The sequence below is a fragment of the Kluyvera sp. CRP genome, assembly GCF_019930565.1.
GTDB lineage: Bacteria > Pseudomonadota > Gammaproteobacteria > Enterobacterales > Enterobacteriaceae > Kluyvera > Kluyvera georgiana_A.
In genome coordinates this window covers 4,122,134-4,136,762 of record NZ_CP082841.1, presented here as the reverse complement: position 1 = coordinate 4,136,762, position 14,629 = coordinate 4,122,134, and the positions used below count along the sequence as shown (strand labels likewise).

11 protein-coding genes and 1 pseudogene are annotated in these 14,629 nt (G+C 54.2%); 6 read left to right on the top strand and 6 right to left on the bottom strand.

Going from position 1 to position 14,629, the window contains the following annotated elements; genetic code table 11:
• Nucleotides 1–39 precede the first annotated feature (39 nt).
• The 4 genes from K7B04_RS19595 (at nucleotide 40) to htpX (ending at nucleotide 4,472) form a co-directional block, all read left to right on the top strand.
• Nucleotides 40–537 carry a GAF domain-containing protein gene (locus K7B04_RS19595; RefSeq protein WP_167575585.1) on the top strand — a complete coding sequence of 166 codons (498 nt, stop codon included), beginning with the start codon at nucleotides 40–42 and terminating at the stop codon, nucleotides 535–537.
• A gap of 97 nt (nucleotides 538–634) precedes the next feature.
• Nucleotides 635–1,327 carry an RNA chaperone ProQ gene (gene proQ, locus K7B04_RS19590; RefSeq protein WP_163447996.1) on the top strand — a complete coding sequence of 231 codons (693 nt, stop codon included), beginning with the start codon at nucleotides 635–637 and terminating at the stop codon, nucleotides 1,325–1,327.
• A gap of 19 nt (nucleotides 1,328–1,346) precedes the next feature.
• A complete protein-coding gene (gene prc, locus K7B04_RS19585; protein WP_163447997.1) occupies nucleotides 1,347–3,395 on the top strand; it encodes a carboxy terminal-processing peptidase in 2,049 nt (682 codons plus the stop codon).
• A gap of 192 nt (nucleotides 3,396–3,587) precedes the next feature.
• Nucleotides 3,588–4,472, top strand: a complete 885-nt coding sequence (gene htpX, locus K7B04_RS19580) for a protease HtpX (protein WP_163447998.1) — start codon at nucleotides 3,588–3,590, stop codon at nucleotides 4,470–4,472.
• Nucleotides 4,473–4,523: 51 nt separating this feature from the next.
• Here the strand turns inward: htpX and pgaD are convergent, their stop codons facing one another.
• From pgaD to pgaA, 4 genes and pseudogenes are all read right to left on the bottom strand, one after another.
• A complete protein-coding gene (gene pgaD / locus K7B04_RS19575) occupies nucleotides 4,524–4,952 on the bottom strand; it encodes a poly-beta-1,6-N-acetyl-D-glucosamine biosynthesis protein PgaD (protein WP_223802817.1) in 429 nt (142 codons plus the stop codon).
• A pseudogene (gene pgaC, locus K7B04_RS19570) lies at nucleotides 4,952–6,261 on the bottom strand (poly-beta-1,6-N-acetyl-D-glucosamine synthase). Before pgaC ends, pgaD begins: the two are co-directional and overlap by 1 nt.
• The gene (gene pgaB / locus K7B04_RS19565) at nucleotides 6,254–8,269 is read right to left on the bottom strand and encodes a poly-beta-1,6-N-acetyl-D-glucosamine N-deacetylase PgaB (RefSeq protein ID WP_223802816.1); all 2,016 of its coding nucleotides are present in this window, start codon (nucleotides 8,267–8,269) and stop codon (nucleotides 6,254–6,256) included. The pseudogene pgaC and the gene pgaB overlap by 8 nt, the downstream one beginning before the upstream one ends.
• 8 nt (nucleotides 8,270–8,277) lie before the next feature.
• Nucleotides 8,278–10,725 (bottom strand): poly-beta-1,6 N-acetyl-D-glucosamine export porin PgaA, encoded by a 2,448-nt coding sequence (gene pgaA / locus K7B04_RS19560; RefSeq protein WP_223802815.1) that lies wholly within the window; start codon nucleotides 10,723–10,725, stop codon nucleotides 8,278–8,280.
• A 615-nt stretch (nucleotides 10,726–11,340) separates the two neighbouring features.
• Here pgaA and K7B04_RS19555 point away from each other — a divergent pair.
• Nucleotides 11,341–11,958 (top strand): LuxR family transcriptional regulator, encoded by a 618-nt coding sequence (locus K7B04_RS19555; protein WP_223802814.1) that lies wholly within the window; start codon nucleotides 11,341–11,343, stop codon nucleotides 11,956–11,958.
• Here the strand turns inward: K7B04_RS19555 and K7B04_RS19550 are convergent.
• Nucleotides 11,955–13,328, bottom strand: a complete 1,374-nt coding sequence (locus K7B04_RS19550; RefSeq protein ID WP_163448004.1) for an MFS transporter — start codon at nucleotides 13,326–13,328, stop codon at nucleotides 11,955–11,957. The genes K7B04_RS19555 and K7B04_RS19550 overlap by 4 nt on opposite strands.
• Before the next feature lie 176 nt (nucleotides 13,329–13,504).
• On the opposite strand from K7B04_RS19550, the gene kdgR reads away from it, so the two are divergent.
• The gene (gene kdgR, locus K7B04_RS19545) at nucleotides 13,505–14,296 is read left to right on the top strand and encodes a DNA-binding transcriptional regulator KdgR (RefSeq protein ID WP_064544768.1); all 792 of its coding nucleotides are present in this window, start codon (nucleotides 13,505–13,507) and stop codon (nucleotides 14,294–14,296) included.
• Nucleotides 14,297–14,346: 50 nt separating this feature from the next.
• Here kdgR and K7B04_RS19540 read toward each other — a convergent pair whose 3' ends face one another.
• Nucleotides 14,347–14,586 (bottom strand): YobH family protein, encoded by a 240-nt coding sequence (locus K7B04_RS19540; RefSeq protein WP_064544772.1) that lies wholly within the window; start codon nucleotides 14,584–14,586, stop codon nucleotides 14,347–14,349.
• Nucleotides 14,587–14,629: the final 43 nt, after the last annotated feature.

Sequence of the window (14,629 nt, the reverse complement as noted above, 5' to 3'; positions counted from 1 at the left end):
TAACGAATCAGTAACATCGTAAACAATAGTGATTGAATAATGAGCAAAACAGAATTTTACGCGGATCTTAACCGCGATTTTCAGGCATTAATGGCAGGTGAAACAAGTTTCTTAGCGGTAATCTCCAATACCAGCGCGCTGCTGTACGAGCGTCTGTCCGACGTTAACTGGGCCGGTTTTTACCTGCTGGAAGGCGATACGCTGGTTCTCGGGCCGTTTCAGGGCAAAATTGCCTGCGTGCGTATCCCGGTGGGCCGCGGTGTTTGCGGTACCGCGGTAGCGGAAAATCGCGTTCAGCGCGTAGAAGATGTTCATGCTTTTGATGGGCACATTGCCTGTGATGCTGCCAGTAACGCCGAAATCGTGCTGCCGCTGGTGGTCAATAACCAGGTTATTGGCGTGTTGGATATCGATAGCACCGTGTTCTCGCGCTTTGGCGAAGAGGATGAACAGGGGTTGCGTGAACTGGTTGGCCACCTGCAAAAAGTGCTTGAAGCCACCGATTACCAAAAATTCTTTGCACCCGTCGCAGGATAATCAACGGATAACGTAGCATTTACGGATGACGTCATTATAATGTCGCCTGTTCATGCCTGCGGCTTGTTGGCTACGTCCGTTGTAATCAGGAAATTTCATGGAAAATCAACCTAAGTTGAATAGCAGTAAAGAAGTTATCGCATTTTTAGCCGAACGTTTTCCGCAGTGCTTCAGCGCGGAAGGTGAAGCTCGTCCTCTGAAAGTCGGTATTTTTCAGGATCTCGTCGAGCGTGTTGAAGGGGAGATGAACCTCAGCAAAACCCAACTGCGTTCCGCACTCCGTCTTTATACTTCAAGCTGGCGCTACCTGTACGGTATCAAAGCCGGTGCAGTTCGCGTCGACCTCGACGGCAACCCTTGCGGTGAGCTGGACGAGCAGCACGTCGCGCACGCACGTCAGCAGCTTGAAGAAGCCAAAGCTCGCGTTCAGGCGCAGCGCGCTGAACAGCAGGCGAAAAAACGCGAAGCCGCCGCTGCTGCTGGTGAGCAAGGCGATGCGCCGCGTCGTGAGCGTAAACCACGTCCTCCGGTACGCCGTAAAGAAGGGGCTGAGCGTAAGCCGCGCGCTGCTACTGCAAAACCAGCCGCTAAACCGGCTCGCGAAGTGCGCGAAGAAAAACTGACGCCGGTTTCCGATCTGTCCGCACTGACGGTCGGCCAATCCCTGAAAGTTAAAGCGGGCAATAACGCTATGGATGCCACAATCCTGGAAATCACCAAGGACGGCGTTCGCGTTCAGCTTACTTCTGGTATGTCAATGATTGTACGCGCAGAACACCTGGTGTTCTGAAACGGAGGCCGGGCCAGGCATGAACAAACTTTTTAGGCTCTCCGCGCTTGCTGGCCTGTTATTAATAACAGGCCAGGCCTTAGCGGTGGAAGATATTACCCGTGTTGAGCAACTTCCTGTGCTTAAGGAAGAGACTCAGCACGCCACGGTAAGCGAGCGCGTCACCTCGCGCTTTACCCGTTCTCACTACCGCCAGTTCGATCTCGACCAGGCCTTTTCGGCCAAAATTTTTGACCGCTATCTGAACCTCCTGGACTACAGCCACAACGTGCTGCTGGCCAGCGACGTTGCGCAGTTTGCGGCGAAGAAAGGGCAGATTGGCGACGAGCTTCGTTCCGGCAAACTGGATGTCTTTTACGATCTCTACAATCTGGCGCAAAAACGTCGCTTTGAGCGCTATGAGTATGCGTTGAAGGTGCTTGAGCGTCCGATGGATTTCACCGGTAATGACACCTTCAACCTGGATCGCAGCAAAGCGCCATGGCCGAAGGATCAAGCCGAGCTGAATGCGCTGTGGGACGGCAAAGTCAAATATGACCAGCTGAGCCTCAAGCTCGCCGGTAAAGACGATAAAGAAATTCACGATACCCTGGCGCGTCGTTATAAGTTCGCGATCCGTCGCCTGGCGCAAACCAACAGCGAAGACGTGTTCTCGCTGGCGATGACTTCCTTCGCCCGTGAAATCGACCCGCATACCAACTACCTTTCACCGCGTAATACCGAACAGTTCAATACCGAGATGAGCCTGTCTCTGGAAGGGATTGGCGCTGTGCTGCAAATGGATGATGACTACACCGTGATCAACTCCATGGTGGCAGGCGGCCCGGCGGCGAAGAGCAAGGCGATTAGCGTGGGCGATCGTATCGTCGGCGTAGGCCAGGCCGGTAAAGGCATGGTTGACGTGATCGGCTGGCGTCTTGATGATGTTGTTGCGCTGATCAAAGGGCCGAAGGGCAGCAAGGTACGCCTTGAAATTCTTCCTGCCGGGAAAGGCTCAAAAACCCGTATTGTTACCCTGACCCGTGAGCGTATCCGCCTGGAAGATCGCGCGGTGAAAATGTCGGTGAAAGGTACGGGCAACAATAAGGTTGGCGTACTCGATATTCCGGGCTTCTACGTTGGTCTGACTGAAGACGTGAAGGTTCAGCTGCAGAAGCTGGAAAAACAGAACGTCAGCAGCGTTATTATTGACCTGCGCAGCAACGGCGGCGGCGCGCTGACCGAAGCGGTCTCGCTTTCCGGTCTGTTTATTCCGTCCGGCCCTGTGGTGCAGGTACGTGATAACAACGGTAAGGTGCGCGAAGACAGCGACAATGACGGCGTGGTTTACTACAAAGGGCCGCTGGTGGTGCTGGTTGACCGCTTCAGCGCCTCGGCGTCGGAAATCTTTGCTGCGGCAATGCAGGACTATGGTCGTGCGCTGATCGTGGGTGAGCCAACCTTCGGTAAAGGCACCGTACAGCAGTATCGCTCGCTGAACCGTATCTACGATCAAATGCTGCGCCCTGAATGGCCGGCGCTGGGCTCCGTTCAGTACACCATTCAGAAGTTCTACCGCATTAACGGCGGCAGTACGCAGCGTAAAGGCGTTACGCCGGACATCATGATGCCGACCGGTAACGAAGAGACCGAAACCGGTGAGAAGTTCGAAGACAACGCGCTGCCGTGGGATAGCATCAATGCGGCGACCTACGTGAAGTCTGGCGACATGGCGCCGTTTGAGCCTCAGTTGCTGAAGCTGCATGCCGATCGTATTGCGAAGGATCCTGAGTTCCAGTACATCGCTAAAGATATTGCGCACTTCAACGCGCTGAAAGATAAGCGCAGTATCGTGTCTCTCAATTACGCCCAGCGTGAAAAAGAGAACGAAGAGGATGATGCGACTCGTCTGGCACGCGTGAACGATCGCTACAAGCGTGAAGGCAAGCCGCCGATTAAGAAGCTGGACGATTTACCGAAAGACTATAAAGAGCCAGATCCGTATCTGGACGAGACGGTGAATATCGCCGTTGACCTTTCGAAGCTGGAGAAATCCGCGCCCGCTGAACAACCGGCGGCAAGCAAGTAACCCCAACAGGCACAAGCAATTGTGCCTGTTTTTTTATCTCCCTCAAGTTCTTGTCAACAATGATGCTACAAAATGTAAAGTTGTGTCTTTCTCGTGACTTAGCCTCACGTGATCGTTGAAAATCGGCGGATTACCCCTACGATAGGGATAATCGCATAGTGCGTTTTGTTAAGAAGAGGTTAAAAGTAAATTATGATGCGAATCGCGCTTTTCCTGATGACCAACCTGGCCGTGATGGTTGTGTTTGGGCTGGTGCTAAGCCTGACAGGAATTCAGTCGAGCAGCATGACCGGTCTGCTGATTATGGCGCTGCTATTTGGTTTCGGCGGTTCCATTGTTTCATTGATGATGTCGAAATGGATGGCGCTGAAATCGGTAGGCGGCGAGGTCATTGAGCAACCGCGTAACGAGCAGGAACGCTGGCTGTTGGAAACCGTCGCTCGTCAGGCGCAGCAGGTAGGGATTGCCATGCCACAGGTTGCGCTGTACCACGCGCCGGATATCAACGCCTTTGCTACCGGCGCACGCCGTGATGCATCGCTGGTTGCCGTGAGTACTGGCCTGTTGCAGAACATGAGCCGTGACGAAGCTGAAGCGGTCATCGCCCATGAAATCAGCCACATTGCCAACGGTGATATGGTGACCATGACGCTGATCCAGGGCATTGTGAACACCTTCGTTATCTTTATCTCACGCGTCATTGCGCAGATTGCGGCGGGCTTCCTCGGCGGCAACCGTGACGACGGAGAAGAGAGCAGCAACGGCAACCCGCTGATTTACTTCGCGGTGGCGACGGTGCTGGAGCTGGTGTTTGGTATTCTGGCGAGCATTATCACCATGTGGTTCTCGCGCTATCGCGAATTCCACGCTGATGCCGGTTCGGCGAAGCTGGTGGGCCGCGAGAAGATGATTGCGGCGCTGCAGCGTTTGAAAACCAGCTATGAACCGCAGGAAGCCAGCAGTATGATGGCGTTCTGCATCAACGGTAAATCCAAATCGTTGAGTGAGCTGTTTATGACTCACCCGCCGTTGGATAAGCGTATTGAAGCGCTGCGCAGCGGTGAATACCTGAAGTAATCGTTGTTGCCGAAAAGAATGCCAGCCCGTTTACCGCAGGCTGGCTTTTTTTTAGCCGCGATGATGAGACGCGGTTTTTAAATCGATAATACGACCAATATTGTCGTGATAGACCGTCAGCAGATTGTACTGGCTCATCTCCGAAATAATCTGCGGCGCAATGTTAAAACTGCGGGCAAGTTCGTCCCTCTGCAGCGACGCCAGGCGGGCATGGCGTCGGGAATGTGTTCGCCGACGGTTGTATTGATACCAGAGAATCAACAGCCAGCCGTTGATCGCGGCAATCATCAGGTACACCAGCAGAGTATTAAACGCCTCGACCATCGTATCCCAGCGTTGTCCGCCGTCTTCGGTCAGCTTCATTAGCAGATTGGCGTAGAGAAAAAACAGAAAACCGCACCAGGCGAGCAGCGTTAACGCCGCGTCAAAGCAGCGGGGCATCAGGCGGTGTTCGGTTAAAATTATGCTATTTTCGTTCATCACATTCTTCCTTTACCACGATCGGGACTCACCCAACGCGCGCGTGCGCGCTGGCGTTTCAGCATAACTTTCGGGAAGGCGACGATGGTTGTGAACATGCCTATCATCCAGTACACCATCGGGAACCAAATCACCCAGAACAGCGAAAAGGCGACCTTCTTTTCATAGCGGCGTTCAATAAACAGGCTGACGGCGAACTGTAGCAAACACATCACCCCCAGCAGCAGGCCGGTAAACTCCGGGGGAAACAGGCTTCTGACGGCCAGATTTTCCGGCAGCGGCAAAAGAGAGCTGAGCAGAAACAGCAGTACCGTCACCGCATAGGCAAAAGCCCACAGCGTGGAGAGTGCATATTCCGCAAACAGGGGCCACATTCGGTGATGTTCCCAGCTAAACAGTTTGCGCAGATTAACCAGGAAAACTTCCGCCCCGCCTTGTGCCCAGCGTAGACGCTGCTTCCACAGTCCCTTAAGCGTCTCAGGCATCAGGATCCAGCACAGCGCACGTGGTTCAAAAAAGATGTCCCAGTGGTGCAGCTGTAACTTCCAGCTGATGTCGATGTCCTCGGTAATCATATCGGGGCTCCAGTAACCCACGTCGGCCAGTGCCTGTCGACGGAAGGCGGCAATCACTCCGGAGACGGTAAATACCCGGCCATAAATGCGCTGCGTGCGTTTGATGAGCCCGATAATCGAGGAAAATTCACCGACCTGAATACGGCCAATCAGCGTGGATCGCCCGTCACTGCCCCCACATGCGGGTACTGAATCAGCGGCGCGACCAGATAGGCCGCCGTATCGCTATCGAGCAGGGCATCGCCGTCGATACACACCAGCAGGTCGCCCCTTGCCGCAGCGGCTCCCGCTTTTAACGCCACGGCTTTGCCCTGATTTTCCGCCAGATGAATCACCCTCAGGCGTGGCTGCTCGCGCGCAAGCTGTTCAAGTACCTCGGCGGTATCATCTGCTGAGCCGTCGTTGATGGCGATCACCTCAATATGCGGATAACGCTGTGCCAGTGCCGCGCAGAGGGTTTCTCGCGCATTCTTCCCTTCGTTAAAACAGGGGATTAGGATCGATATCAGCGGCTCGCCGGGCAGAACGGGAGGCGGCATTTTGGGAGCCCACGGCCAGCGGCGTTCAAGCTGAAACCAAAAATAAAGTCCGCCGGTGACCCACAGTACCGACATAAATAGTGGCCAGAAGAACACGAAATCGAGAATCAACTCACCGGTAAAAATGGCTGCGACGCCCAGCGGCAGCCCGAACACCAGTCCTAAAATACAAAATGCGATAAGGCGATCAGTCATTTTTGGGGTACCAGTACGAAGAGAATGCGGGCCGAATACGAGCCATGTTGGGCTGGTTTTCGATGAAATCGTCGGGATAGTAGCCGTAGTTTTTCACACCGTTGAGCTGGAGCACCTGCATCCACTCCACCAACTGAGCGTCGGGGACAGCATTTTGCGCCCGGTGATTCCAGTCTTTGGCCTGAAGCTCGAAAATCGTTTTGCTTAACGCGCCCGGACGAGCCGCCACCGCGCTTACCAGCTGAGCCAGCCAGTCATCGGCTTGCGCAGGGGTAACGGATTCCATCAACGGCATGGCCATTGGTACCGTCCAGTCATAGGCGGCCAGAAAATCGTCGAGATTCTGCGCAAACCAGGCCTCGCTCTCCGGCTCCAGCAGCGGGAGGGCGAAAATATTGCGTGCGGTTTTGACCTGGGGGCCACGAATACGCTGGGCAGCGTGGCTTAATTGACGAGTGAACGTCACGAGTGTCTGGCTCTTGAAACGCGTCCAAGCCCGACGCTCGGTAGGGTGGCGGGCCATGTCGGCGATGCTGTAGGGGGAACCGGACTGTTGCCACGCGCTAATGGCCGCCGGGCCCGCATCCTCAAAATCGCTAAGCACGGCATCATCGTGAAATAAAATGCCGTTGAATGGGGCATAACGGGCGAGATCTTCATAGAGATCCGTTATCTGACGACGCGCCTGCGGGCTCCACGGTGACAGTCTGATGTAGGGCTCGGTGGCGGTCAGCGTACGCCCGGTTTGCGGATCCCAGCGTTGTACGCGGGGAAGGGTGGGGGCGAGGTCGAATGCCAGCACTGGCATCCAGGCATAAACCTTAACTCTGGCGCGGGTCTGCAGCTGCCAGGAGACGAAGTTAAACAGATCGGCGCGTACGGGGAGCCAGCGATTGGGGAAATAGAGCGCTTTAATGTTGCCGTCGCCCTGTGGGTCGGAAAACGCCTGTAGAAAGACATGGCTGATCTTCATGTCGTAGACCCGCTGCACCAGCTTGTCGATATTACGGGTCTGCTGGGCGACATCCGGGTCGTAGAGATAGTCGAGATCAACATGCATCACACGCACGACTTCCGGTTCCTGCACCTGCGTCACCATGCTGGCGAAGGCTTTTAGCGAAGGGTTTCCAGAAATGAGCAGGCGAGGGATATTTTCAATGTCGCTGGCATCGCCCAGACCATCGGCCAGCGTAAAGGCTAATTGATAACCGTGCTTTTTGGCGATGGCAAGCGTCGCACCGTTGGCTTCTCCATAGGGCCAAACCCAGGCGCGTGGCGGTTTCCCCGTTACTTCACCGATTTTCGCGGTCACTTTACGCACGTCTTCACTAATGCGCTGGGTGAACTGCTGGTCCGTTTCATAACGGCCGCTTTGCCGATCGTAGAACCGATTGGCGACCGCCGGTTCGAGGCTACCCTGTGGGTTAGCCGGAATGCCATAGTGTGAGGCCCAGGTATGGGCTCCCACTTCCACCAACGGCGAACGGCTGACCTCTCTCACCATCTGCCAGGTGGCAAAACGTTCACGTGGCGTCATCAAGCCGCCAAAATTGACGGTCTGTCCGGCGGGCGTATCGACCCAACTGCCGACCGGCGCCCACAGCGCGGGGACATTCCAGGCTTTCAGCAGCGGCCAGACACGGGTATAAAAGCTGCTGTAGCCATCGTCGAAACTTAGCAAAAATGCCTTTGGCGGCAGCGTCTTACGCGATTGATGCGCATCAATAATATCCTGTACGCTGATGGCGTGATAGCCGTTGTGCAGTAGCCAGCTAATCTGTTCGTTGAGCGCGCTGGTGCGTACGGTCAGGTAGCGCTGGTCGGCGATATCATCTTCAACGTCGTGATAACCCAGCACCAGAAAGTGGTTTTTTGGCCACGGTTGGCTGGCAACTAGCGGCGCGCGATCCTGCGGGGCAATAAAGGGCATTGCTTTGGCATAAGCGACTGCGCTCATGCACAGCCAGCCTATCGTAACCAGGCTGATACGGAGACGTGTGTTCAGCATAATCATCCTTAAAACCGTAAAGTGGCATCAAAGGTGACGGCGAGATTGCTTTCGCGTTTGCCGTCGTAGGGGCGCTTATCCCAATTAAGCATCAGCCCGGTATCAAGGACGTTGTTCCACTGAACGCGTTGCCCGTAACCTAAGAGGGTGATAGCGCCTGGGGACCGTTGTTTCTGCCAGTAGACGCCGCCACCGGCGACGATCTGTTGGCTCCAGAGCGTGTCGTAGTGTCGGTACATCTGGTGGTCGACGGCCAATGAAGCCGCCGCGGAGAGATCCCGCGCCGGGTTGTAATACTGGGTGTCGGCGAGGCTGTTGGCGCTTGCGGAGATTTCCGGGCCAAGGGTGAGCGTCATTGATGGTCTCTGCCACAGACGTTCCTGGCCGGTTACGCTGTATTCCTGCCGACGGTTGCCGTCAGAAAAATCGCTGGCTGCGGCACTGAGGCGGTAGTCGCGCCGTTCATTCTGATACCAATGCACTGAAGCCTCTGCGCGGTTGGCGCTGATCCCATTACGCAGCGCCCGTAAGGGCGTGGTGCGGGAGATTCGCTCTATTTCGCCGCCAAACTGCCAGCTGTCAACTGGTCGATATTTTGCAGCGATGCGTGCGCCCGGCTTGCTGGTGCCGTGATAGTGATTGCTGGACAGTTCGGCCTCGCCCCAAAAATCACGCGGTCGCCACTCCAGACCGCCAAAGAGATGACGCGCGGAGCCTTTGCCCTCATCAAATTGGCCCTGTGCAAAGCGGGTACCGGCAAATACGCGCCAGTTGTCCGCCAGCGGGGGAGAGTAGAGCGTGGCATCCCAGGAGAGATCGTGCGTGCCGCTGATGGGGTTGTCGGAATACAGTCCCTTACCAGCGTTAATGCGTAACTCTGAAAAATGCTGAATGTCGCGCAGCCTGGCCAGCTTCTGCGCGCTGCGATCCTTAGGCCTGCGAGCGATGATATCGTCAGTCAGTACATCCAACTGATGCCATTCATGAAGATCCATGGCGACGTAGGCCTGCTGGCTTTCCAGTTCGATATTTGCAGGTTCCAGCGCCTCTGCCATTTTGAGCTTACGTTCCGCCGCTCTGGGCTGGCCGCGAGCCTGCAGCACCGTGGCGTAATCGATTTGTAGCCCTTGATTGCCCGGCGCGGAGTCAGCCAACTGGCGGGAAAGTGCCTGCGCCTGTGGTAACGCGTTACTCTGCGCGAGGTACTGCACGTAGAGCGATTGTCCGGTCAGCCAGCGATCGTTAGGCAGGGCGATGGGATCGCCATAATCGTACCGGGCCCAGGGCGTATTCTGCATTACCCGGGCAACGTATTGCCTGGCGGCCTGGTACTGACCGGTATCCAGCAGGGCGAAAAATAATGCGTTCTGGTCATCATCAGCGTCCGGGATATAGCCCGGATGCTCGGCGAGGAGCGTCTGGGCGGCGGAAACGTTTTCTTGTTCCAGATAGGCTGAAATAACCCAGCCGATAGCCCAGTCGGGCACGGTTTGCTTTGCGGCGAGTAGCGTCTGGTATTCATGAGTCACCGACGAATAGTCGGCGTTGGCATAGAAGGCGCCAAGTCTGTCGAGACGGGCGCGTATCACATCCTGCTGCGCAGCGGGATCGTCTTTCCAGCGCGTTAACATCACGTCGTAGCGGCTGAGCGCCAGCTGCGCCAGAAAGAAGCGTTCTTGTTCGGTGCGGGTCGGTAGGACTGCAAGGCGCACGATTTCTGCCGTCGCATTGAGATCCAACTGCCGACGCTGCTCGGGCGTGAGTGTCGCCGACGACGCGTGTGCTTGCGCTGGCGTAGCAACTCGGCTATCGCTCAGGGCCGCAACCCACTCGCTGAGCATCGCGCTATCGTGTGGGTCATGGACGAGTGCGAGGGTATCGTTTAATAACCGATCCCAGTCTTTCCCTTGCTGTTGATACACATAGGCCAGCGTTTGCAGATGGGCAGGGGTATGTCGTTCGGTGAGCAAGCGCTGCGCCTCTTTCAACGCCGCAGAGTCCTGACGCGCGTCGGCCAGGGTTTTAATGTAGCCGATACGATAGTCATCATTATCGGGCGCCAGCATAAGGGCCTGTTGCCAAAGCGATAGCGCTGTTTGCCACTGTTGAAGATTTCGCGCGGACTGAGCGGCTGCGGCGACCCCTCGTGGCGGAATCGGCATATATACCTGATAGCGTTGCCAAATCTGAATAACGTCACGATCGCGCCCGGCCCACGATGCCACCTGTAGCCAGTCCGCGACCTGCCCGGCATTTAAGGCATTATGCTGCTGATAGCGTTCAACATAGATAAGAAACGCGGAGTAATTACCGCTCCGCGCTTGCTCAATCTGTTGTTCATATATGGATTGAGCGCCCTGCACCAGGCCCGGAATCAGTAATATCAGGCTAAATGAAAGCGATAATTTGGAGTTGCGATAATAGCGTGTTTTATTGTGATGAGACGAGCTATCCATATCTATTTACCATAACTGTATCCAGAGTTCGTGACAAAACATGGCCGCCTTTCAATCCTGAATCAGGGAAAGGTAATAATTGCGCGAAGCAGATTGTTCTTTTGGTCTGTCTAACTTACTTTTAGGTAATAAAGCATTTCCTCAAACGGAGTTGTATGATCGCTAATATACACCGGATGTGATTGTCGATAAATATACCGAAAATGGCCTCTATGTTTTAGGATTTATCTGTAGATAAATGAAAAAATAGGGTTTTCTGATTGTTTGGTTTTGATTTTAAATTATTGATAATGATCTATTTTGTTGTATTTCATGTGGTTATGAATTAAGGGCGAGGCTCAATAGGTTGTGGCATGAAATGGCTTGTGAACAGGCAATATTTAGGACGTTTTATGACAAAAAATCTTAATCTCTTAAACTGCATCTTTTCTGTGGTTGTTTTTTAATTATAATCACGATGAGTCATTATCATGCCGCCTGTTGTGATGGCGTGATATGGCGGGCAGAGAGGTAATCAAATCAACATAGTTTGTCACCATTATAATAAGCCATGCAATGGAGGTTGTCTTTTCTCCTGAAAGGATGTTCCTGCTTTAAATGTATAAGGGATGATTTGTGGCAACATCTATACTTTTAGTAACGCAAGACAGCTACCTCGTCAGAGGCATTGAACTGTTATTCCCGGATATTATTCAGTTAGATTCGATTGATCGTAAGGTGTTTGATGGCAGCGCCGACGAATATTCTGTATTGATTGATAGTCGCTCACCGCTTCATTGTTATGACTATCTGATACTGGATGCGTCGCGATCGAAAAAACCGGTCTCCTGTATCATGCTGGATATGCGCTATCGTGAAGCTGAAATGCTGAATATGAAGTTGTTTTTACGCAACCTGCTTGAGCCGACGGATATTACGGCATTATTTACGCTGCTGTTGAACATGAAAAGTCGTCGCTTAACGTCGGTCTGGCTGGAAAACCTTGTTCTCAGTGACGCTGAGCGGCTGATGCTACATCTGCTGATGACGGGTATGACCATGGAAGAGGCGGCCGACATGTTGAATATGTCAGTGAGGGGGCTTTATCGACAGCGAACCGAACTGGCCGAACGTCTTGGCGTGGACAATTTTAATGAGGCTTGCTTGTTTATTTTCAAAAATAATCTGCTGGAGTTGCCCGGCGATACCCGCGGGTTAGGCAACCGGCGGGTATCGTCAGAGGAGGGGGCTTAACTTTGCGCGCGCGGCTGCGTTACCCGCAGGCCGCTAAAGAGCGTGGCGACGACGGCGAGCGTACCTGCCAACAGTAGGGACACGTGCGTGCCGCCATTGCCAAAGAGATTAAACATCAGCGCAACCAGCGCCGCGCCGGTGCTCTGCCCAAGAAGGCGCGCCGTGCCGAGCATGCCGCTGGCACCGCCGCTGCGGTTACGCGGGGCGGAGGCAATAATTGTGTGGTTGTTGGGCGACTGGAACAGCCCAAAACCGGCGCCGCACAGCAACATGCGCCAGATAATATCCAGGTCGCTCGGTGAGGTGGGCAGCATCGCCATAGCAAACAGTCCGCAGGCCATAATCCCCATGCCCAGCGCGCCGAGTAGACCGGCGTGAACCCGTTCAATCAAATAGCCAGCCAGTGGCGCCATCACCATGGTTGCCAGCGGCCATGGCGTCAGCAATAGGCCGGTCTCAACTTCGCTACGGCCAACCATCGTTTGCAAGAAGAAGGGCAGTGAAACCATGGCCAGCATTTGCGCGCAGAATGAGCAGATGGAAGTGCAAATGGACAACGAAAACAGCGGGATACGCAGTAGATCAACCGGCAGCAGCGGCACCGGCAAATGAAGCTGCCGGCGGACGAAGAAGAAACCAATGACCAGTAGCGCGGCGACTTCAGCCAGCACCAGCTCAATAGACTGTCCTTGGGCAAAGCTGCTCAGTGCCGTGATAAGCAGGCCGAAGGTCAGGGCATTCATCACTGCGCTTGGCAGATCGAAGCGCGTCGACTGGCTGCGCGTACCGTTCGACGGCAGGAAACGTACGGCCAGCAGCCAGGCTATAACGCCCAGCGGTACGTTGATAAAAAAGAGCCACTGCCAGGTGGCCAGCGAAAGAATGGCCGCGGCGATAGTCGGGCCGGCCGCTGAGGAGACGGCCACCACAAAGGAGTTGATGCCCATACCGCGTCCGAGCTGGCGTTGCGGGTAAATGAGGCGGATCAGCGCCGTATTCACGCTCATCAATGCCGCTCCGCCGAAGCCTTGCAGAATACGCGCCAGGGTCAGCATCTCCAGCGAGTTTGAGAAGGCGCAGAACAGCGAAGCGAGAGTGAAGACCACCAGACCTGCTTTATAGATGCGGTGATAGCCAATCATGTCGCCGAGGAAAGAGAGAGACAGCAGGGAGATGACAATCGCAATCTGGTAAGCATTAACGATCCAAATAGATGCCGCCGGTGATGCGTGCAAATCGCTGGCGATGGTCGGCAGCGCAACGTTGGCGATCGCGCCGTCGAGAACGGCCATGGTAATGCCGATCACAATCGTCAAAATGGCCCCGTACCGCTGTGGCAGTGGCAGGCCATCAATCATGTTTCTAGTCATGTGGGAAGTTGTTTTTGAGGAAATTATTAACCAGAGAATGATTCTAGCATTGATTAATCAATTGAATGTCTAAGATTTGTAACCAGGTAACAGAAGTTTCATTGCTACGGAGGCTTTGCGAAATTATAATAACAACCGGTTCTAATATTTATAAAACAGTTGCGATGAGGTGATAAATGTCAGCAGCAGATTTGGACAAGCAGCCAGATTCTGTCTCTTCGGTACTAAAGGTATTTGGTATCCTGCAGGCGCTTGGCGAAGAACGCGAAATTGGCATTACTGAACTTTCGCAGCGCGTCATGATGTCGAAAAGCACCGTTTATCGCTTTTTGCAAACCATGAAGTCTTTGGGTTATGTTGCCCAGGAAGGGGAATCTGAAAAGTATTCGCTGACCCTGAAGCTTTTTGAACTGGGTGCGCGGGCGTTGCAAAACGTTGACCTGATCCGCAGCGCGGACATCCAGATGCGTGAGCTCTCTCGTCTGACGAAAGAGACCATTCACCTGGGTGCACTGGATGAAGACAGCATTGTTTACATCCATAAAATTGACTCCATGTATAACCTGCGTATGTATTCCCGCGTAGGGCGTCGTAACCCGCTGTACAGTACGGCTATTGGTAAGGTTCTGCTGGCCTGGCGTGATACCGCCGAAGTTCGCCAGATCCTTGAAGGCGTTGAGTATAAGTGCAGTACCGAGCGCACGATTGCCAACACCGATGAGCTGATCACCGTTCTGGAACAGGTGCGCAAGCAGGGCTACGGCGAAGATAACGAAGAGCAGGAAGAAGGGCTGCGCTGTATCGGCGTCCCGGTGTTTGACCGTTTCGGCGTGGTGATCGCCGGTTTGAGTATCTCTTTCCCCACGCTGCGTTTCTCTGAAGAGCGCTTGCATGAGTATGTGGAGATGCTGCATACCGCAGCGCGTAAAATTTCGGAACAGATGGGCTATAACGACTACCCGTTCTGATCGCGAAATAAAAAAGCCCGGTATAGTACCGGGCTTTTTTTTGTCTGCCGTTAACCTTCGTCGACGACGCTGGCCGTTTTACGCAGCAGCGGGCAACTGGGTCGCCCGACCACGCCGTTATCGCCGTGTAGGTAAAATGCGGTGCTAAATCCCTGGGCCGTCAGATACTTACATTGTAGCCCAAGGCCTCCAGCGGTCTTCTGGCTACCCGCCAGTACACCATAGCCGCTCAGCAGCACACCTATCGCAATGATGACCAGGCAAACGATGATCCTGATTAACAGGCGCATAATAAATCCTCTTCTATTATTTCTCTCATGAATACTACCGTAA